This window comes from Endozoicomonas numazuensis (assembly GCF_000722635.1).
GTDB classification, from domain to species: Bacteria; Pseudomonadota; Gammaproteobacteria; order Pseudomonadales; family Endozoicomonadaceae; genus Endozoicomonas_A; species Endozoicomonas_A numazuensis.
Genome location: NZ_JOKH01000005.1, coordinates 427,762 through 444,224, shown reverse-complemented (window position 1 = coordinate 444,224; position 16,463 = coordinate 427,762). Strand labels below are relative to the sequence as shown.

The 16,463-nt window shown below is 46.9% G+C and carries 14 protein-coding genes; 5 read left to right on the top strand and 9 right to left on the bottom strand.

Going from position 1 to position 16,463, the window contains the following annotated elements:
* Window positions 1–185 precede the first annotated feature (185 nt).
* From GZ78_RS20905 to GZ78_RS20895, 3 genes are all read right to left on the bottom strand, one after another.
* Window positions 186–1,049 (bottom strand): endonuclease/exonuclease/phosphatase family protein, encoded by an 864-nt coding sequence (locus GZ78_RS20905; protein WP_034840381.1) that lies wholly within the window; start codon window positions 1,047–1,049, stop codon window positions 186–188.
* A gap of 68 nt (window positions 1,050–1,117) precedes the next feature.
* Window positions 1,118–1,816, bottom strand: coding sequence for a thiol:disulfide interchange protein DsbA/DsbL (locus GZ78_RS20900; protein WP_051786395.1), 699 nt, complete (start codon window positions 1,814–1,816; stop codon window positions 1,118–1,120).
* 402 nt (window positions 1,817–2,218) lie between these two features.
* A complete protein-coding gene (locus GZ78_RS20895) occupies window positions 2,219–2,824 on the bottom strand; it encodes a c-type cytochrome (protein ID WP_034840378.1) in 606 nt (201 codons plus the stop codon).
* Window positions 2,825–3,262: 438 nt separating this feature from the next.
* Here GZ78_RS20895 and yihA point away from each other — a divergent pair, with 438 nt between their 5' ends.
* Window positions 3,263–3,901: a ribosome biogenesis GTP-binding protein YihA/YsxC gene (yihA, locus tag GZ78_RS20890; RefSeq protein WP_034840375.1), complete on the top strand. Its 639-nt coding sequence runs from the start codon at window positions 3,263–3,265 to the stop codon at window positions 3,899–3,901.
* A gap of 1,667 nt (window positions 3,902–5,568) precedes the next feature.
* Here yihA and polA read toward each other — a convergent pair.
* On the bottom strand, window positions 5,569–8,307 hold the full coding sequence (polA, locus tag GZ78_RS20885) for a DNA polymerase I (RefSeq protein WP_034840372.1): 2,739 nt from the start codon (window positions 8,305–8,307) through the stop codon (window positions 5,569–5,571).
* Window positions 8,308–8,510: 203 nt separating this feature from the next.
* On the opposite strand from polA, the gene GZ78_RS27760 reads away from it, so the two are divergent.
* Window positions 8,511–8,921, top strand: coding sequence for a DUF2782 domain-containing protein (locus tag GZ78_RS27760; protein WP_051786394.1), 411 nt, complete (start codon window positions 8,511–8,513; stop codon window positions 8,919–8,921).
* Window positions 8,922–8,966: 45 nt separating this feature from the next.
* Here GZ78_RS27760 and GZ78_RS27755 read toward each other — a convergent pair whose 3' ends face one another.
* Window positions 8,967–9,866 carry a CFI-box-CTERM domain-containing protein gene (locus GZ78_RS27755; RefSeq protein ID WP_051786393.1) on the bottom strand — a complete coding sequence of 300 codons (900 nt, stop codon included), beginning with the start codon at window positions 9,864–9,866 and terminating at the stop codon, window positions 8,967–8,969.
* A 188-nt stretch (window positions 9,867–10,054) separates the two neighbouring features.
* On the opposite strand from GZ78_RS27755, the gene GZ78_RS20870 reads away from it, so the two are divergent.
* The 3 genes from GZ78_RS20870 (at window position 10,055) to znuB (ending at window position 12,199) form a co-directional block, all read left to right on the top strand.
* Window positions 10,055–10,534: a Fur family transcriptional regulator gene (locus GZ78_RS20870; protein ID WP_034840370.1), complete on the top strand. Its 480-nt coding sequence runs from the start codon at window positions 10,055–10,057 to the stop codon at window positions 10,532–10,534.
* Between the two features lie 128 nt (window positions 10,535–10,662).
* Entirely contained in the window at window positions 10,663–11,424 is a 762-nt protein-coding gene (znuC, locus tag GZ78_RS20865) for a zinc ABC transporter ATP-binding protein ZnuC (RefSeq protein WP_034840598.1), read from the top strand.
* Window positions 11,417–12,199: a zinc ABC transporter permease subunit ZnuB gene (gene znuB, locus GZ78_RS20860; RefSeq protein WP_034840368.1), complete on the top strand. Its 783-nt coding sequence runs from the start codon at window positions 11,417–11,419 to the stop codon at window positions 12,197–12,199. Before znuC ends, znuB begins: the two co-directional genes overlap by 8 nt.
* Window positions 12,200–12,272: 73 nt before the next feature.
* On the opposite strand, the gene GZ78_RS20855 is transcribed toward znuB, so the two are convergent.
* The 4 genes from GZ78_RS20855 to GZ78_RS20840 all read right to left on the bottom strand — a co-directional run bounded on the left by GZ78_RS20855 (window position 12,273) and on the right by GZ78_RS20840 (window position 16,461).
* Window positions 12,273–13,568 carry a MipA/OmpV family protein gene (locus tag GZ78_RS20855; protein ID WP_034840366.1) on the bottom strand — a complete coding sequence of 432 codons (1,296 nt, stop codon included), beginning with the start codon at window positions 13,566–13,568 and terminating at the stop codon, window positions 12,273–12,275.
* A 179-nt stretch (window positions 13,569–13,747) separates the two neighbouring features.
* Window positions 13,748–14,410 carry an SCO family protein gene (locus tag GZ78_RS20850; protein WP_081869967.1) on the bottom strand — a complete coding sequence of 221 codons (663 nt, stop codon included), beginning with the start codon at window positions 14,408–14,410 and terminating at the stop codon, window positions 13,748–13,750.
* Window positions 14,411–14,461: 51 nt separating this feature from the next.
* Window positions 14,462–15,373, bottom strand: a complete 912-nt coding sequence (gene cyoE / locus GZ78_RS20845) for a heme o synthase (RefSeq protein WP_034840360.1) — start codon at window positions 15,371–15,373, stop codon at window positions 14,462–14,464.
* On the bottom strand, window positions 15,370–16,461 hold the full coding sequence (locus GZ78_RS20840; RefSeq protein ID WP_051786392.1) for a COX15/CtaA family protein: 1,092 nt from the start codon (window positions 16,459–16,461) through the stop codon (window positions 15,370–15,372). The genes cyoE and GZ78_RS20840 overlap by 4 nt, the downstream gene beginning before the upstream one ends.
* Window positions 16,462–16,463 lie beyond the last annotated feature (2 nt).

Here is a 16,463-nt window from a genome sequence, read left to right as displayed (position 1 = left end):
AATACTATTCATCTTAACAATCTGTATGATCAGTCCCTGTTAATGACTTACCCGTTTGTTGGAAGTGAAGACTTTCTCTCAAACAGATTTCTGGTTGGTATTTTCATAAGGTCTGGTATCACCCCTCCTCCTTCCCCCTCGGTGCCAGACCTTTTTTATAGACAGGAATGCACTGTTACTAAAAGTTATTCCAGATGCACGCTCTCAGGCACTTCTACTTCCACAGCTACTGGCAGATGATCTGAAATGGGCAGGTTCAGTACACCAACCTGATGCACCTTCAATGTACGACTGACCAAAATATGATCCAATGAACGACTGGGGCGCCAACTGGGAAAAGTATTCAGTTCAGTGTGAACCGCATGCAAGTTGGTCTCGCTCAGAGGTGAGTTGTTTAACAGTTGATCGGCGTGAGTATTCATATCGCCCATCAGAACCACATGGTTGTAAGCACTGACCAGATCCCTGATATAAGAAAGCTGAATATTTCTGGCCCTCTGACTGAGAGCCAGATGCATCATAACGACCACTAAAGGATCCTGTGGGTCACCAAACTGAGCTACGATGGCTCCTCTTCCGGGAATCAGCCCTGGCAGCTTATGATCTTCAAGAATGGTAGGTTTAAAGCGGCTTAATAGCCCATTGCTGTGCTGTGCCAGCTTGCCGAGATTTCGATTCAACTGTTGGTACCAGTAGGGAAATTGGCATTTCTGAGCCAGATATTCGGTCTGATTGATAAAACCGGTTCTAAGGCTGCCTCCATCGGCTTCCTGTAATGCGACCAAATCAAAATCTGGAAGGGCTGCGGCAATCTGATCGAGCGTTCTTGAACGCCTGGAATTAGGCAACAGATGTTGCCAGCTACGAGTGAGATAGTGACGATATTGTTGGGTATTGATACCTACTTGAATATTAAAGCTCAGTAGACGAATACGTCCGGGCTTCTGAGAACTCGGTTTATAGACCAGTTCACTGCAGTGAACGGATCTTGGAGCTGTGTCCCTGTTCAAACGAGAAGACAAGGCCCCCTTCAAAGTTCTAATTGGCATCAGTGGAACCTGAATTCTGGATGCTGGTTAGTCCAGCATCCATCCGGTTAAAAGGGTCCGGCTGATATTCAGCTTTTCGCCTTTGACTCTTCCTTAACCTGAGGCTTAGCTTTGGCTGCACGCTCTTCACGCACTTTCTTGATCAGAAAATCAGCAACCGCTGGCATGTTATCCAACCCTACCTTGGGTTCAATAACATATCGGCCATCAACCACCAAAGCTGGAACACCGGTCAGCTGATAACCCCTGACTTTCGCTCCACCCTGATTCATCAGATTCAGTACCCCGAACGAATTATAGAAGCTGGCAAACTGCTTGGGATCAATACCGTAGCGTTTCTTTAGGAAATCGCCCATAGCATCTACGTCGCCAAGGCGGTTATTCCGATTCTGAACTTCAGAGAAAATACTGTCGTGTATTTCATGCAACTTTTTCTCATCAGGAATCATAGTTACCAGGGTGTAGTAAAGCTGAGCATGTGTTTTCCATATGTTGGGACCAAAATACCCTGGCACACGCACAAAACGAGTATCCTTTTCCAGAGAAGGTTTCCAACGATCAACAATAGGCTCAAGGGTGTAACAGTGCGGACAACCGTACCAGAAGACTTCAGCTACTTCGATTTGATCTTTCTTGGCTGCAGTTTGCACCTGGCTGGACAGAACCCGGTAATCCTGACCTTCTTTATATTTATCCTGAACAGTTGCAGCCTGCGCCATTAATGGCAGAACCAGAGCCAACCATAAAAATTTAAGTTGTTTTGGCATTTAAATACACTCCAAGGCTTTTATAGTGATCTATTTGAGTGACAAGTTAACAGAAGTCTAGGCAGTGAGTCCAAGCAGGAGCAACCCTATCTGTCATACCACCGCAATGAACCTGAAAGATAAGGTATTTTTAAAGCAAACTCTCACTAAATATCGGACATTTGACAGACATTTCGAAAATGTAAAAGCTTTGAAAGCAAATGTCCCCTTCACGAACTAAGGGGAGTATTTTTCACCCCCTCAAGCATGCAAAGTCAACGTAGCAAAATATTTTTCACAGTGGAGAATATTTATCTATTTTTATCAGACATAAAAAAACGGCTTGCAACTGTTCGTTGCAAACCGTTTTCTTGCTCATAGCGGGCTGTTCACAAACCAGCTTTGCTTTAACAGTCGTGACTGTTAGCGCAGACCACTGATGTAACTAGCCAGAGCATCTACTTCTTTATTGCTCAGTTTTTCAGCGATGGTTCTCATCACTTTGGTATCGCCATCATTCTCTCGATCACCTTCACGGAAATCACGGAGCTGCTTGGCTGTATACTGAGCGTGCTGCCCACTGATCTGTGGGAAGCCAGCCAAAGAGTTGCCCTGACCGCTTGGGGAATGGCATGCACTGCAAGCAGGAATACCTTTCTTCTGATCACCAAAACGATACAGCTGTTCACCCAGCGCTACCAGTTTAGGATCAGCAACCCCCTGTGGCGCAGGCTGACTGGCGTAAAAAGCAGCGATATCTTCAATATCCTGTTTTGTCAGCGAGCCTACAAAAGGCGTCATCTCCGGAACACTACGGTTTCCGGCTTTAATCTCAGTAATCTGTTTAACCAGATAGCGTTGCCCTTGTCCTGCCAAATTGGGGTAATTGGGCACCAGGCTTACACCTGTTGCTCCATGGCAGGCGGTACAGGTTGCCACTTTGGCTTGTCCAGCATTTGCATCCCCCTTCGCAAACGCTACCCCTGATACCCCCAAAGACACTACCAGACCGAAAATAACTTTTTTCATTAACCTGACCCAGCTACGGCACTTGCCATGAGTGACTGTTATTATCCCAACCTTCCCAGTCAGCTGTTCAGCATCTGTTTGTAAAGCCGTATACGGCTCTGTCTTTACAAACGTCCTCTATATTCAGCTAGTTTTTTCGACCTGTGCTCGGTCCTTATTCTGAAAAAGGTGGCTTAAAATGGCTGCATATGCCTCAAAACGAAAGCTAGTATATACTGTAATGCTCTTTTCCGGTAGGCCGTCGAGCCCAGTAAATTCGCTACTGTCAGACAAACGATTTTTTTTTCTGAAACAATTGGCTCAAGATGCCCGGCTGCCAATTATCGGCGAATGCCACGGTGCTATTCCATTCCGCTTACAAGTCAAGCAAAATTGCGCCAACTTTTCATTTCTTATTAGAAGTTCCCGGACAGGGAAACTTCCTGACAGGTCTGACACATGAGTGAACCCAAAAGCGGTTTGAACTATCGCAAGGCCAAGTTTCTGACCAGTGCCCCAAAGCTAAAACTATGTCCTCCTGATAATGGCAGGGAAGTCGCTTTTGCGGGTCGTTCCAACGCGGGCAAATCCAGTGCACTGAACACCCTGACCGGCTCAAAGATTGCTCGTACCAGTAAAACCCCCGGACGCACCCAACTGATGAATTACTTCAATATTGAAGACAACATTCATCTGGTTGACCTTCCTGGCTATGGATATGCCAAAGTGCCGGAAGCCATGAAAATTGAATGGCAGAAGCATCTGAATGATTATTTGAACAACCGAGGCTCATTGGTGGGGCTCGTGCTGCTGGTGGATATACGTCACCCACTGAAAGAGTTCGACCGAATGATGGTCCAGTGGAGCATCAACTCCGAAATGCCTCTGCACATTCTATTGACCAAGAGCGACAAACTGAAATCAGGCGTTGCCAAACAGGCTTTGAATAATCTACGCAACGAACTCTCAGACTATCCGCAAATTTCGATGCAGTTGTTTTCCGCTTTGAAAAAAACCGGGGTCGACCAGCTGGCGCAACGCCTTGATACCTGGTTACTGGTAGAGGATGAGCCACTGGAGGAGCAGGAAGAGGAATAACAGAGGTACCTGTCTCGTCGAGAAAACCCTGTGCATAAAAAAGCCCCAGCCATCGGGGGGAGATAGCTGGGGCACCAAGCTCCGTCATATGGAGGTACGGAGTTTGTTAACACTAAACACACAAGGAGTGCTGCGAGAGAATACGGGGGAGGTAATTCCCTCACATAACATAAGACAGCCAATATTCCGGTAAGTTCCATCCATTCTCTAGATCACCGCCTTACCATTGCGTCCAAATTAGACTATCGACCCAGATAGAAAAACTTACAGTACAGACTTCTAACCGCCATAAGTGACAAAACAAAAAGCACTGTCGTTTAACAAAAAATAATTTTCAGGTAAAAAAAAACCGGTTACCAAGGGGGATGGTAACCGGTTGATTGCAGTTTGTGTCGGGGAACACAAATCTGCTTTTTAGCCAACTCTAAACACACAAGGAATCTGTAGAAAGGTTTTCGCCTCCCTACATAGATTGAGACAACACACTCCAGAAAAAGTTCCCGCCTAAAGATTTTTTTGTCAGGAAGTTGCTGGTGAGCAACCACTGGAAAGAAAATTTTTTAGAGACAAAAAAAACCGGTCACCAAGGGAGGGGTTACCGGCTCTTCGCAGACTGTGTCGCGGACACTGCTCTGAAATTATTGCCACACTAAACACACAAGGAGTCTGTAGAAAGGTTCTCGCCTCCCTACATAAACTGAGACAACCAAAATCTTAGAAAGTTCCCAGAAGATGTAATTTATTCCATATTTTTCTGGCTGACTTTCAGGCAAAAAAAAAACCGGTCACCAAGGGGGAACGGTTACCGGTTCGTTACAGCCTGTGTCGGGGAACACAGCGCTGAAGTTTTGCCAACACTAAACACACAAGGAGTCTGTAGAAAGGTTTTTGCCTCCCTACATATACTGAGACAACCAAAATCTGAAAAAGTTCCCACTGACGTGAAAAAAAATATAAAAAATTTTCGACGTTCTGAAAATCAGTCCTTTCACGTTGAGTTCCACAATGAAACAAAACTGCATCTTTTAAATAAACGGTAACGGCAAGTCTACAAAAGACAACTTTGCGTTCTCTTGAAAAGGCTAGTCTTAGTCAGGCAGGAAGCCAACACTAAACAGCTATGAGCGAAGCATAATAGTGTCCGGTCTTGATATCGGAACGGTCGTAAGAACCAAGCAGTAACACTTGAGCTTCCAAAGCGGTGGTTTAATGCTTCCAGAGAGAAGTATTGTTCAGGTCTGGATTACGATTGAGTGTTTTCAAAAAACGCCAGGGGAAACCCTGACGTTTTCTTAGCTATTCTCAGAACCTGAGGGACTTACCACGGACCTACTCCATGCTAGGAGGCTGACCGAGAATAGACAGCCCGGCCTAAAATCCAGAAAGAACGGCCATCTTTTCCACTGAATTTGCTTAAATAGGTCAACTATTCGCACAAATTCAGTGAAAAAGCTGACTCGTTCTACTGAATTTTATGCTCGGACGCTATTCTCGGTCAGCCTCCTAGGAGCCTGTCCGAGAATAGACAGGTCGGCCTAAAATCCAGAAAGAACAGCCCCTTTTTCCGATGAATTTTATTGAATAAGCCCACTATTCGCACAAATACCTCGAAAAAATGGCCTCGTTCTACTGAATTTTATTCTCGACCACTATTCTCGGTCAGCCTCCTAGTGAGCTTCGTCCCAGTTATATCCTGTGCCAGCTTCAACCAGTAGCGGAACCTTAAGTTCTGCAGCCAGCGACATTTTTTCCACGATCCCCGCTTTAACGACTTCAAGCTGTTCTTCAGAAACTTCCAAAATCAATTCATCGTGCACCTGCAAAATCATTCTGGCATCAAGATCACTCTCAGTAAGCCACTGATCTACATCAGCCATTGCTCTCTTAATGATGTCAGCAGCCGTTCCCTGCATAGGGGCATTGATAGCAGTCCGTTCAGCAGCCTGGCGGCGCATACCATTTCGAGCATTGATTTCAGGAAGATAAAGTCTCCGTCCAAACAGAGTCTCCACATACCCTTTTTCCTTTGCAGACTCTTTAGTTCGATCCATGTAATGAAGAACACCCGGGTAACGATCGAAATAAAGGTCAATGTACTCTTGTGCCGACTTTCTGGAAATGCCCAGCTGTTTGGCCAGTCCGAAAGAGGACATTCCATAAATCAGACCAAAGTTAATCGCCTTTGCACTTCTTCGCTGGTCGGTAGTGACCTCTTCCAATGCAACACCAAAAACTTCTGCGGCAGTGGCTTTGTGAATATCCAGCCCCTTGGCAAAAGCGTCCAGCAGACCTGCATCATCAGAAAGATGCGCCATGATTCTCAGCTCGATCTGAGAGTAGTCAGCCGCAATCAACTGATACCCTTCAGGCGCTACAAAGGCCTGACGTACCTTGCGTCCTTCCTCAGTACGAATGGGAATGTTCTGAAGGTTAGGATCGGAAGAGGACAATCGACCTGTGGCCGTCACAGCCTGGTGATAAGAGGTATGAATGCGTCCAGTGACCGGATTGATCATCTGGGGTAACTTATCTGTGTAAGTTGATTTCAACTTACTGAGACCACGATGTTCAATCAGAAGCTTTGGCAACGGATAATCCAAAGCCAGCTCCTGAAGTACTTCTTCAGCTGTGGAAGGTTGTCCTTTTGGGGTTTTCTTGATGACCGGCAAGCCCAGCTTTTCAAACAGAATTACCTGTAGCTGTTTGGGAGATGCCAGATTAAAAGGTTCACCTGCAGCATCATGCGCTTGTTTTTCCAATTCGTGCAGGCGCTTGCCGATTTCCATACTCTGCTGAGCCAGCAGGCTTCCATTCACCTTGGCTCCTCGCCTTTCCATACGAGACATAATGCCAACCAGTGGCATTTCAATATCACGGAAGACAGAATACAGAGACGACTCTTTCTCCAGTTGAGGGGCAAGAGTCTCATGCAGCCTCAGAGTAATATCAGCATCTTCAGCGGCATAGGGAGCGGCAATTTCAAGATCAATCTGATTAAAGGTAAGCTGCTTTTTACCTTTACCTGCAATCTCTTCAAAAGAAATGCATTGATGATCGAGGTATTTCTGGGCCAGGCTGTCCATATCATGGCGGGTTGCCGTAGAATTCAAAACATACGACTCGAGCATCGTATCCCAGTCAATCCCTTCCAGACTGATGTCATAGTTGGCCAATACACTCTTATCATATTTCAGGTTCTGACCAACCTTTTTCTTTTCGGGGTTCTCTAACAGTGGTTTGATCTGTTCAAGTACCCAGTTTCTGTCCAGTTGATCCGGTGCTCCCACATAATCATGAGCCACTGGAACATACGCAGCTTTACCTGCTTCTACAGCGAAAGACAGTCCCACCAGCTCCGCTTCCATGTAATCAAGACTGGTCGTTTCGGTATCAAAGGCAAACAGTTCTGCATCATCCAGGCGTTTAAGCCAGCGATTAAAGCCGTCCTGATCCAAAACAGTTTCGTACTCAGCATTGATCGCGGGTCTGGCTGGCTCAGATTCTGACTCCCCTCCCATTCCTTGTTCCAGTTCAGTCACCATGGAACGGAACTCATATTCTTTATACAGAGTCAGCAGAGCTTCCTTATCGATTGGCTCGGCTTTAAGGTCTTCAATCGCAACGGGGAGTTCAACATCGGTTTTGATAGTGGCCAGGTCTCTGGAGAGCAGCACAATATCCTTGTGCTCTTCAAACTTGGGAGCAAAATTCTTGCTGCCCCTGAATCCCAGAGCAGCGACTTCGTCCAAACGCCTGGCAATCTCATCAATGCTGCCAATCCCCTGTAAGAGAGCCAGCGCTGTTTTTTGTCCAACCCCGGGCATGCCGGGAATATTGTCACTGGAATCTCCCATGAGAGCCAGGTAATCAATAATCAGATGGGCAGGAATACCAAACTTATCGACAACACCAGCCAGATCGGTGCGAGAGTCATTCATGGTGTCGATAAGAGTGACATGTTCTGATACCAGCTGGGCGATATCTTTGTCGCCGGTTGAGATGACTGTATCAATTTTTTTCTCAGTCGCTTCTTTTGCCAATGTCCCGATCACATCGTCGGCTTCAACAGCATCGATCATCAACAACGGCATACCCAAAGCACGAACAATGGCGTGAATAGGCTGAACTTGCGAGCGAAGATCATCAGGCATTGGCTTACGCGTCGCCTTGTAGTCTTCGTACATGTCGTGCCGGAAGTTTTTACCCTTGGCATCAAAGACAACCGCAACCGGGCTGCCCGGATATTCCCTCAGCAAACTCTTCAGCATATTGGTCATCACACGGATCGCCCCTGTTGGACGCCCGTCTAAGGTTCTCAGGTTGGCTCGCTCTGAAGCATGAAAAGCCCGATAGAGGTAAGAAGATCCATCTACGAGCACAAGGGGCGTACTGGCTTGATCTGACATTGCTGAATCGATCTCTGGTTAATGGGTAGCCGTAGCATTCAGACGTTGAATTGATGAACACTGGCAGCTACAGCCTGGTCGTTGACCATGGAGAGAGCTTAACTATGCAGCCCTATTCTTGATCAGCTTCCTGAATATTGGAGTAGACTGCTATTCTAATCTCTTTTTCTTGCCGGACACATGGTTATTCCTTGAGGCACGCTATGAAGTCAATAACAGGTTCACTGGTTCTTGCTGCATTTATATCTTTCTTTCTTGCCGGCTGTACCAGTACTCCAGCTCCTTCAAACTCACCCGAAGCCGCTCTGGAAAAACCTCCCAAAGCCGCCCAATCTGATTCGGCGACTATCAGCAAGGAAGATTTTGAGAAGATCCCCAAAAATCTTCGTCCAGAAGATCTGGAGAGAAGGGACGACACCACGGTTGTCATTCGTCCCGGTTCGAATGAAACCATCAAGGAATACCGCATTAATGGTTTCCTTTATGGTATTCAGGTAATCCCTAAAGTTGGCAAGCCGTATTATCTGGTGGCGGCTGATAATATGGGCAACTTCATAGATCCCAGCAAGCCCGGCATGCTGATTCCGTCCTGGACAATTTTTCAATGGAAGTAGATCGTTATGTTCCATCTCTCATTATGGTGAGGGATGGTCGCAACTTTACTGATACTGATTGAATAACTTCAGAGAGACTTTTTTATAAAGCTCTCTGGCACGTTCATGATGACCCGCTTCGATGGCGCTCACTGAAGGTTCAACCAACTCCTCATAAATCTGACGATAAATCGTTTCGGCATGATCAGACTGATTGATTTTTTCTACGACACCCGGTGCCGTCTTGTAATAAAAGTCGATCTCATTCTGGCCTTGCTCTTGAGCGGCGAGCCATTCGTCCCGATAGCTTCTGAGCGTTTCCAGTTCATAGCAGCGATCTCCCAACCCCAGTGACTGGCAGGTAGCCGTTGTCAGATAGCAGCTTCCCAGAATACCTTTACTTTTTTTAGCCTCTTCCCTACTGATGGTGTAAAGACGCTGGGATTGAACTCTCGCATCCAACTCCTTCTCGGCATACTCTTTTTCTATCCGTAAAACATTATCAATAAACTTCTTTTTTGTGCATTTAGAAGCACCTTCTCTGAGCATTCCTTCATTTTGATTTAATGCATAGTGATAAGTTGAGTTGAAGAAAAAACCAATACCATGCTGTCCTGAATCCCTGCTGTAAGAAATGCTCATATAGTAAGCGCCATTTCCTACGTTATTCAGGTCAAACACGGTGGAACTGGACATGACTTTTTCTTCCCAGCCATCATCATAACTACCAAAAATGAAGTCTTCGTTAAGATTCAGTCTTTTGATAATGGGAGAGTTGTCGGGATTCTTTCGGTATTTCTTCTGAAGGTCAGCCCATGTTGAAACATTTTTCTTGCTGACCCAATCGCCATCCGGAATCTGGTTCTTCATCATCTCATTCAGCCATGCCAGACTCATGGCCCGACAAACACCCGCCTTATCTTTTTTCAGAATCATGTCCCGGGGAATTTCAAAAATAGTATCCATACACATGCACCTCTGGCAGGTTTTATTGTTGTTCTTATACAGCCTGAATGCTCAAAATTTTATCTTGCTTACTGCCTAGTTCTCAAGCAACTGCTTTAACTCAATCTCTCAAAAGCCCCGGATTCAATATAAACCCATCAGCGATTCGGTTATGATATAACATCTTTCACTTGCTACCTTTCTTTGTCATGACCAGTGTCAACCAGCCTCACGACCATCATCTTTGTATTTCAGAAGCCTTGCAGGAAGCACGAACGCTCTGTCAGCAAAAGGGCGCCAGACTGACTTATCTCCGAGAGAAAGTACTGGAACTGGTCTGGCAAAGTCATCAGCCCATAGGCGCATATGATATTCTTGCTGAACTGGCAAAGCAGGAAGAGCGGGTTGCTCAACCACCCACCGTTTATCGCGCTCTTGATTTCTTATTAGAGCAGGGCCTCATTCACCGTCTATCCTCCCTTAATGCTTTTATTGGATGCCCTCATCCCGGCAAAAAACATAACAGCTGTTTTCTTATCTGCCAGAACTGTCGGGTGACACAGGAAATAGACCATCAGGCCATCAATCAGTCCATTGCTTCCTGTGCCACAGATCAGGGTTTCAAGATTACAGATGCTGCTATAGAGCTCACCGGCTTGTGCTCAATTTGTCAGGAAGCACAGGGGTAAATATGAGTTCAGACAAATTTACTGGCAGAGCCTCCAGCCTAAAGAGAGCCTCCAGCCTAAAGAGAGCCTTCAGCCTAAAGAAAGCCTTCAGCCGTTACACTGCAACAAAAAAGGATCTTAATACAAAGATGTCTGAAGAGTCATTGATCAGGCTTAACGACGTACACATTGCTTTTCGGGAGCGAGAAGTACTCACCGGTATTTCCCTGGACGTCAGGCCCGGTGAAATTGTGACGCTTATCGGCCCAAACGGGGCTGGTAAAACAACCCTGGTCAGAGTGGTGCTCGGACTTCAAATACCTGATTCTGGTGACCGTACTATGAAGTCCGGGCTAAGAATCGGCTACATGCCTCAAAAGCTGCACGTTGACGAAAGCATGCCCCTGAGCGTTAAACGCTTTCTTTCCCTGACCGGACAACCAGAGCAGCAGATTATGTCAGCCCTTGAAAGAACCGGCGTGGCTCACGTTATGCAATCCCCTGTTCATACACTTTCGGGTGGAGAGCTACAAAGAACACTACTGGCCAGGGCTCTGTTGCACAGACCTCATTTACTGGTTCTGGACGAACCGGTTCAGGGCGTAGACGTCAATGGTCAGAAAGAGCTCTACCATCTGATTACCGAACTCAGGAATGAACAGGGCTGCTCCGTTTTAATGGTCTCACACGACCTCCACCTGGTCATGGCCTCTACCGACCGGGTTGTCTGCCTCAATCAACATGTCTGCTGTTCTGGTCATCCCCATCAGGTGCGACAACACCCGGCTTATCTGAAACTCTTTGGTGGAGAATCTGAGGAGCTGGCTGTCTATACCCATCATCACGATCATGAACACGGCGTCGATGGTCACGTCATCCACAAGCACGACAAGGGGAGCCCCCATGCCTGAATTGCTCCTCACTGCCATGCTGGCTGGATCGGGTGTTGCCATCGTAGCGGGCCCATTAGGATGCTTCGTTGTCTGGCGAAAAATGGCCTACTTTGGCGACACACTTTCCCATTCGGCCCTGCTGGGTGTTGCTCTGGGACTGTTGCTCGATATTGATTTGAATCTGGCAATTATTGTCTGCTCTCTGTTTCTTGCCCTTCTTCTGGTTTCTCTACAGGAAAGGCAAAAAATGGCGTCGGATACACTGCTGGGAATACTTGCACACAGCAGTCTTTCACTGGGGCTTGTCGCTGTCAGCTTTGCCGAGAATGTCCGTATCGACATGATGTCCTATCTGTTTGGTGACATTCTGGCTACATCGCCAGAAGACTTGTTCTGGATATTGGGTGGCGGCGCGCTGGTGCTCATCACTCTGGCCTGTCTGTGGAGACCACTTCTGGCCATGACGATCCATGCTGAACTGGCACAGGTTGAAGGATTTCCGGTCCGGCGCACCAAATTCATTCTGACATTAATGATGGCTCTCGTTATTGCTGTAGCCATGAAAATTGTCGGTGTACTGTTGATCACTTCATTGATGATCATACCGGCTGCAACAGCCCAGAGATTCTCCCGAACTCCGGAGCAAATGGCTGTTACCGCAGGCATTATTGGCTTACTGAGTGTTGCAGGAGGACTGGCAGCTTCCTGGCAGCTGGACACTCCTGCCGGGCCTTCCGTCGTTGTCTGCAGCTTCCTGATTTTTATTTTGAGTCTGAATTTCAAACGCAACTGAAATACAGGGCCGTTCCTATGGCCCTGACTCTCTTCTCAGAAGCTCAACATTCATTGCTTTCAGGTGACTCATCTCAAAAGTCCCACTGCAGATAAAGCGTGTTGTAATTACTGCCACCTTTGATACGCCCAAACTGGGAAGCCAACTTAAAGATGGAAGAACGATGATGCATGCTCCAACCTAACCAGACTGATTTCCACCCATCATGGCCAAAAACATCGCCAATATTTACATCAAGACTTAAGTCCAGATAGTTCATCAGCTTACTGGCGTTGTTGCCTTTCTTATCCATCTCGGCCTTTTCAATGTACGTCACTCGACTGACATAGGACAAACCTTCAGCAGCTCCCAGACGCCAGCGAACAGGCCAATCAAAATTATAATAGGCCTTGATAGCCATCACACTCTCAATGGCCGGATCCTGCACACTGGAGTTGTAGTGATAGGCAAGGCCTCCTGTCAGAAAGACATCAATAGGCAATCCAAGCCAGCCCTGAGTTAAAGGATGACCATAAAAAACCGAGGTTAGCTGATTGTTGTATGGATCACTCTCGGAATTGCCTCTAAGAATCTGATTCATATCCGAAGGGGTTGCCCAGCCATGAGACACTCTCAAATAAGATCCTTTTTGAAAAGCCGGCAATACTGTCGTTGTAGACTCACTGAAATAGGCAACACCTAACCGGACCGCACCATAGTGATGACTGCCCAGTGAACGACTTTTGGCAGCGGTTGGCTCCAGATAAATCCATTCCAACCCACCTATCAGATTCAGTCCACCAAAGAGCGGGTAGCGAAAATCAATGCCAGCCTGAACTTCAGCGCCTGCAGACAGATTCTGACCACCATAGCCACTCAGCCCATAGTAATAGCTGTTGTATTGACTCGACTTTAGACGTAACCCCAATTCGCTGGAAAGCTGCAAGTTCCCAACATTGAATCGCCAGTCATGACCAGCGTAGAGCTGACGTCGTTTTTGTGATTCGGTCAGTAATTCAAAACGCCAGTTCCGGGCTTCTCCTGAATTCAGGAGAAACTGAAAGCCCCAGTCAAAAGCGTCTTCCTGATACTGATTCTGCACGGATCTCGGAATATTGACGAACCTTCTGCGACCAATAAAGCGAACACCCCATTGCTCATCGTTATATAGCTTGATACCCCAGGTGGAATCTCTGAGAAACAGATAATCATCCTCGTAATAAATGCTTGGGATGGTTGTACGAACAGTATCAGCCTTGTCTGTGACATAAGGAATGGTGCCGTGGCGAAAAGAAACACCAATGCCCCATTCAGAGGCCCATACCCGGCCAGCAAATAGAAAAAATACGATCAGGAGAAGAGACGTTTTCAGCTTGAACTCTGCATGCATGGAAATTCTGTACGTTAGTTTTAACGGCTACAGAGTATCAAGGCTCTTTTATGAATGACTTATGAACTCTCTGTTCAGAAAAGGGTTTATAACATCCAGATCAGGGATAATAACGCACGATAGTGGAAAGGCCTTGCTGCTTGAAAGCCAGGCAGCAAAAGACTTTCAATAGGCCCTATTTAGTCCTGATACAGCTCATCTACAGCCACCATTACTCGTGCCAGCTTGTCAGAGTCCAAAGGTGGGCGAATAAAGCCATGGTAATCCCCTCTTGGATTGATAATCGCAAGATTCGCCCCATGATCCACAAGATAATATTCATCCTCTGGGTCAGTGACTGGCGTATAGGGAATGTTCAATTGAACTGTCAGGTTATGGATATCTTTTTGATTACCGGTCACACCGACAAAGTCAGGATTAAAATGGGGAACATAGCCGTTGAGTTTTTCTACCGTATCCCTGCGCGGATCAACCGTCACCATGAGATAGTTCATTTTCTCTGCCATTTCTGGATTATCTTTCTTCAGCAGCTTATCCATCTGATTCAATTGACCCAACGTAGTCGGGCAAATATCGGGGCAAAAGGTATACCCGAAGTACACCAGAGACCATTTCCCTTCAAGATTTGCCTTGGTGAAGGGTTGTCCTTTGTTATCCACCATCCCTTTTAATTCAAAGGAGCGGGGCTTGTCGAAAACAACGGTTCCCATCTGCTGCAACTGTTCCAGAGTCAGCGAGGGCTTATTCATATATTTGTGGAATGTCAGTCCAACGACGGCCGCGATAACGGCCACCAGAATCAATACTGTTTTGTTCACACTGCCTCTCATCCTGGATGACATGAAAAATCCTCTGGAGCCTTACGCTCCTAAATGGTCAGTACTCTAAATTCGTTAAAGCCACAAATAGAACGCATAATGATCCACCAGCAGCACAACAAAGAGCAACATCAAATAGGTAATTGAATACCTGAATGTCTTAATGGCGGCATGTGGCCTGCTTTCACGCAGGAGAGCGATGGCCCAATACAAAAACCGTCCTCCGAGAATAAGCGCACCCGCCAGATAAATAATGCCACTCATGCCCGTCAGGAACGGTAGCACGCTGGCTATGATCATGATTACGGTATAAAGCAGAATATGCAGCTTGGTGTAAGCCTCTCCGTGAGTAACGGGCAACATGGGAATATCAGCCTTGGCATATTCATCCTTGCGATGGATGGCCAAAGCCCAAAAATGGGGAGGCGTCCAGGCAAAAATAATCAGAACCAGAAGCAAGGCGTGCCCTTCAAAGTGTCCGGTCACTGCCGTCCATCCCAACAGGGGAGGGGAGGCACCTGCAATACCACCAATCACAATATTTTGAGGAGTCGCTCGCTTCAGGATCAAGGTATAAATCACTGCATAGCCAATCAGAGAGGCCAGAGTCAGCCAGGCGGTTAAAGGGTTTACCAGAAAAACCAGAATACCCATGCCTGACACACCCAGTGCCAACGCAAACAATAACGCTTGTAGAGGCTCCACACGTCCCGTAGCTACAGGCCTTTTATGGGTTCTGGCCATAACGGTATCAATCTGTCGATCTACTACATGATTAATCACTGCGGCAGAGGCAGCAGAGAGGGCGACCCCCAGATTGCCGAAGATCAAAATGTCCAGCGGCACCATACCCGGCGTTGCCAGGCACATGCCGATAACAACGGTCAGAACCATCAGGGCGACAACCCTGGGCTTGGTCAGCTCAAGATAGTCACGCCAGTGGGCCGTTTCCTGTATGGAGCCATTATTTTGAAAAGTCTTACTCATGTTTGAACCTCACTGAATCCTTCAGATAAGTGCCTGGCCAGACGGAAATTGAGAGCGACCAGCGTCAACAGCAAAACAGCTCCTCCCAGGTTATGGGCTACGGCCACCGAAAGTGGAAGACTGCCCAGAATATTACTGATACCCAAAGTGACTTGAACCAACAGAGCCAGCAGCATCACGGTAGCAAGCATTCTCAAACTGCTTTGACTATTAGACGACTGAGTCTTTCCATATCGAAGCACCTGAAAAAATAAAATCAGTAGCAGCAACGTGGTGACCAGTGCCCCTAATCTGTGTAAAAGATGTATAGCAGTCCGGGCTTCAGAGTCCATTTTTCCACCCAGATAATTCGGGCCAATGGACTGGCTGAAATTCAAGCCGTCAGCAAAGTCTGCAGCAGGCAGCCATTGCCCCTGACACATAGGAAAGTCAGGACAAGCTAATGCGGCATAGTTGGAACTGATCCAGCCTCCCAGAGTAATTTGCAAAATCACCACCAACAGCCCGGCAACGGCTAACCTTTGCAATCGGTCTTTCTGTTTAGAGGGGGATAATGTTGTCCAGTTCAATCCTGATAAACGAAGGGTCAGTAAAAACAGTAAACTGAACGTAGCAAAGCCTCCCAGAAGATGAGCCGTCACAATCTGAGGCCAGAGCTTTAATGTCACAGTCCACATCCCAAAGGCAGCCTGTAGGATAATCAGCCCCAAAATGAACAGAGGCAGTTTCACCGGTTGCCCAGGCTCTTTTCTGTTGCGAAAAGCTTGAATGGCGATCATCAATACCAGTATCAACAAAGATCCTGCTACGTAACGATGCACCATTTCAGCCCAGCCTTTATCTACTTCCACGGGGGCATTGGGAAAGAGCGTTTCGGCCACGGCAATTTCCTGAGCCGTTTCAGGCACCGTCAGAAAACCATAGCAACCAGGCCAGTCAGGGCAACCCAGCCCTGCATGCACCAGTCTTGTATAAGCGCCCAATCCGACAACGACTGCGGCCAGTAAAGTTGCAAACAGGGAGAGATAAAATCCCGCTCTTTGTTCCTTCGTGCGGCTTATTTTTTTTGTTATCGATGCAGTTGTCATAG